Annotated in this window: 1 protein-coding gene; it reads right to left on the reverse strand. The window is 46.6% G+C overall.

The window, feature by feature from the left end; all coding sequences use genetic code 11:
- Positions 1–138: 138 nt before the first annotated feature.
- Entirely contained in the window at positions 139–3,405 is a 3,267-nt protein-coding gene (locus ACFE90_RS16980) for an efflux RND transporter permease subunit (RefSeq protein ID WP_375502485.1), read from the reverse strand.
- Between the last annotated feature and the right edge of the window lie 90 nt (positions 3,406–3,495).

A 3,495-nucleotide genomic window follows, 5' to 3' on the forward strand; every position in this document is an offset into this window, starting at 1 on the left:
GTGTTTCGCGCAGTCTGTAGCAACTTCCGCCTTGAGGATAGCTACGAGTATTAGATAGCTGGAGGTATTCGTAAAAGCGATGTCTACGACGGGCTACGCCTACGCAAACACAGGTTCCAATGTTCAGCCAGGGGAGTTTCAAATTGGCTGTTTGCGCCAATTGCGTTTTTTGAGCTTTGTTTGCCAAGACTCCATGTAAGTATAGAAAACAGGCGTCAAATAAAGTGTGAGAAATTGGGAGAATACTAACCCCCCAACTACTGCTAAACCAAGGGGGCGGCGTGTATCTGCTCCAGCTCCCAAGCCGAGGGCAATTGGTAGCGTACCCATAAGTGCTGCCATTGTCGTCATCATAATTGGACGGAATCTCACTAAGCAGGCTTCATAGATAGCATCATAAGGGGTTTTGCCATTTTGACGGGCAATAATTGCAAAGTCAACCATCATGATCCCGTTTTTCTTGACAATGCCAACCAGCAGGATAATACCTACGAAGGCGTAAATATTCAAGTCAACTTGAAACAGCAACAGTGTCAGCAGTGCCCCAAATCCAGCAGAGGGTAAGCTAGAAAGGATTGTTAACGGGTGAATGAAGTTTTCGTAGAGAATCCCCAACACGATATAAATCACGAAGATGGCAACCAGTAGTAGCAGTCCTAAGCCCTGAATCGATGACTGGAATGCTTGCGCTGAACCTTGGAAGCCTGTACTAATAGTAGGTGGCAGTGTTTGACGGGCGAGTTCCTCAATTTTCCCAGTGACGTTACCGAGTGGTACTCCTGGCTTTAGGTTAAAGGAGAAGGTAACAGATGCAAGTTGCCCCTGGTGATTGATAGTCAGCGGCCCCACATCTTTGCTCAAGGTTGCTACAGCGTTGAGAGGTACAAGTTGTCCACTGGGGGTGCGAACTGAGAGTAAATCCAGGGCGTTGGAATTTTGCTGATATTTTGGTTCCACGCCCATAATTACTTGGTACTGGCTATCGGAGGCGTAGATGGTGGAAACTTGGCGAGTGCCATAGGCATTACTCAGAGCAGTTTCAATTTGATTAGCTGTCAAACCTAAAGCTGAAGCTTGATCGCGATTGATGTCTACTTTTACTTGCGGATTTTTGATTTGCAAATCGCTGTTGACATCTTGTATATCTGAGAGCGATCGCAGTTTTTCTTCTAAAGCTGGAGCGTACTGGTAAAGTTCCTGAATATTGGGAGTTTGCAGAGTAAATTGATACTGCGCTTTCGTTTGTTGTCCACCCACATTAATAGCTGGGGGATTTTGTAAGAATACCTTAATTCCAGGCACAACTGACAACTTCGGTCGGAGTTTTTGCACAACTTGATCAGCACTGAGATGGCGTTGAGAACGGGGCTTGAGTTCGATTAAAATTCTGCCAGCGTTGGCGGAAGCATTTGGCCCACCAGCGCCGACGCTGGAGTTGATGGAATCGACATTCGGATCGCGGTAAGCGATCGCAGCTACAGCCTGTTGATGTTTTACCATTTCATCAAAGGATATATCCTCTGATGCCTGAGTAGTTGCAGTAATTTGTCCAACATCTGCGTTGGGGACAAACCCTTTCGGCACAACTATAAATAGATACACTGTCGCTAAAAGAATCGCTCCCGAAATCACCATCGTTGTACGGTGATACTTGAGTGATTTCTTCAAACTCCAATCGTATCCGCCCAATATCACATTAAAGATGTTTTCCGAAAAGTTGTAGAGACGACGGTTAAAGTTTTGGATTTTGGATTTTGGACTTCGGCTTTTGGATTGGGAATTAAAAATTTCTCCCTCATCTCCCCCTGCTCCCCCTGCTCTCTTATCTCCCTCACTCTCTTGCTCATGATGAGGTGGACTCAAGAATCTCGAACACAGCATTGGCGTTAAGCTGAGGGAAATTACGCCAGAAACCAAGATTGCAACGCTGATAGTAACGGCAAACTCGCGGAATAATCTCCCCAGAATGCCTTCCATGAAAAGTATAGGGATAAATACTGCTACCAGAGAGATGGTCATTGATAAAATTGTGAAACCAATCTCTTTAGAACCATTTAGGGCTGCTTCCATGCGGCTTTCGCCCATTTCCATGTGGCGAACAATATTCTCCAGCATGACTACGGCATCATCTACCACGAAACCTACTGAAAGAGTTAACGCCATCAGTGATAGATTATCGAGGGAGAAGCCCAGTAGCACCATGACCCCAAAGGTCGCTACTATTGAAAGCGGTACTGCCAAACTAGGTATGACTGTAGCAGAAATATTGCGAAGAAATAGAAAGATTACTAGCACCACCAGGGCGATGGTGAGTAACAGCGTGAATTGTACATCATCTACCGACTCCCGAATTGACTGAGAGCGATCGTAGAGAATATCCATGTTCACAGCCGCCGGAATCTGTGTCCTAAAGGTGGGTAGCAGTTTCTTAATTGCATCCACTACTTGAACGGTATTAGTTCCCGGTTGGCGCTGAATTGCCAAAACGATCGCCCGCACGCCAGAATTTTGGATTTTAGATTTTGGATTTTGGATTGAGGACTTCTCCTCTGCTCCCCGACTCTTCTTCTTGACAGGAAAATACCAACTCGCAATCTTATCATTTTCCACGCTGTCTAAGACTTGACCCAGTTCACCTAGCTGCACTGGTGCGCCGTTTTGATAGGCCACATTTAGGGAACGATAGCTGGCGGCATCGTTGAGTTGACCGTTTGCTTGGATGGTAGAATTCTGCTGTTGACCGTAAAGTGTGCCAGTAGGTAAATTGACATTTCCGTTAGCAATCGCATCAGCTACTTCATCAATTCCTATCCCCTTTACACTCAGCGATTCCGGGTCAAGTTGAATCCGTACCGCGTACTTTTGGGAGCCAAACACCTGCACTTGCGCCACCCCATCCACCATTGATAGACGTTGTGCCAGTAATGTCTCAGCATACTTGTCTACAGTTGAAAGGGGCAGAATAGACGAATTGAGGGATATATAGAGAACTGGCTGATCCGCCGGATTTACCTTTCGGTAAGATGGTGGATTAGGCATATTCGTGGGCAGCTGCCTCGCTGCCTTAGAAATAGCAGATTGCACATCTTGGGCTGCCCCGTCTATATCCCGATTTAGGTCAAATTGCAGCGTAATCTGTGCACTACCTAAAGAGCTGGTAGAGTTCATCGAACTCACTCCCGCGATGCTAGAAAACTGCTGCTCTAAAGGAGTTGCGACTGAGGCAGCCATCGTTTCTGGACTGGCTCCGGGCAGGTTAGCTGTTACCTGAAGTGTCGGATAATCCACATTGGGCAGGTCGCTAACGGGTAGCTGTTGGTAACCGATCAGCCCAAATATTAAAATGCCAACCATAACTAGGGTTGTCATGATTGGACGCCGGATAAATAGCTCAGAAATGTTCATCGCGTTCCCTTGAATGAGTGCTGAGTGCTGAATGCTGAGTGCTAAGTGCTGTTAGCGGTAGCGGGGGTTTACCCGTACTGAGTCAGAAGT

Origin of the sequence: uncultured Nostoc sp. (assembly GCF_964245445.1) — a bacterium.
In the GTDB taxonomy this organism is placed as follows: Bacteria; Cyanobacteriota; Cyanobacteriia; order Cyanobacteriales; family Nostocaceae; genus Nostoc.

Bases quoted from the DNA above. Each gene is read 5' to 3' on its own strand.
- ACFE90_RS16980 (WP_375502485.1), bottom strand. From the start codon at position 3,405: ATGAACATTTCTGAGCTATTTATCCGGCGTCCAATCATGACAACCCTA.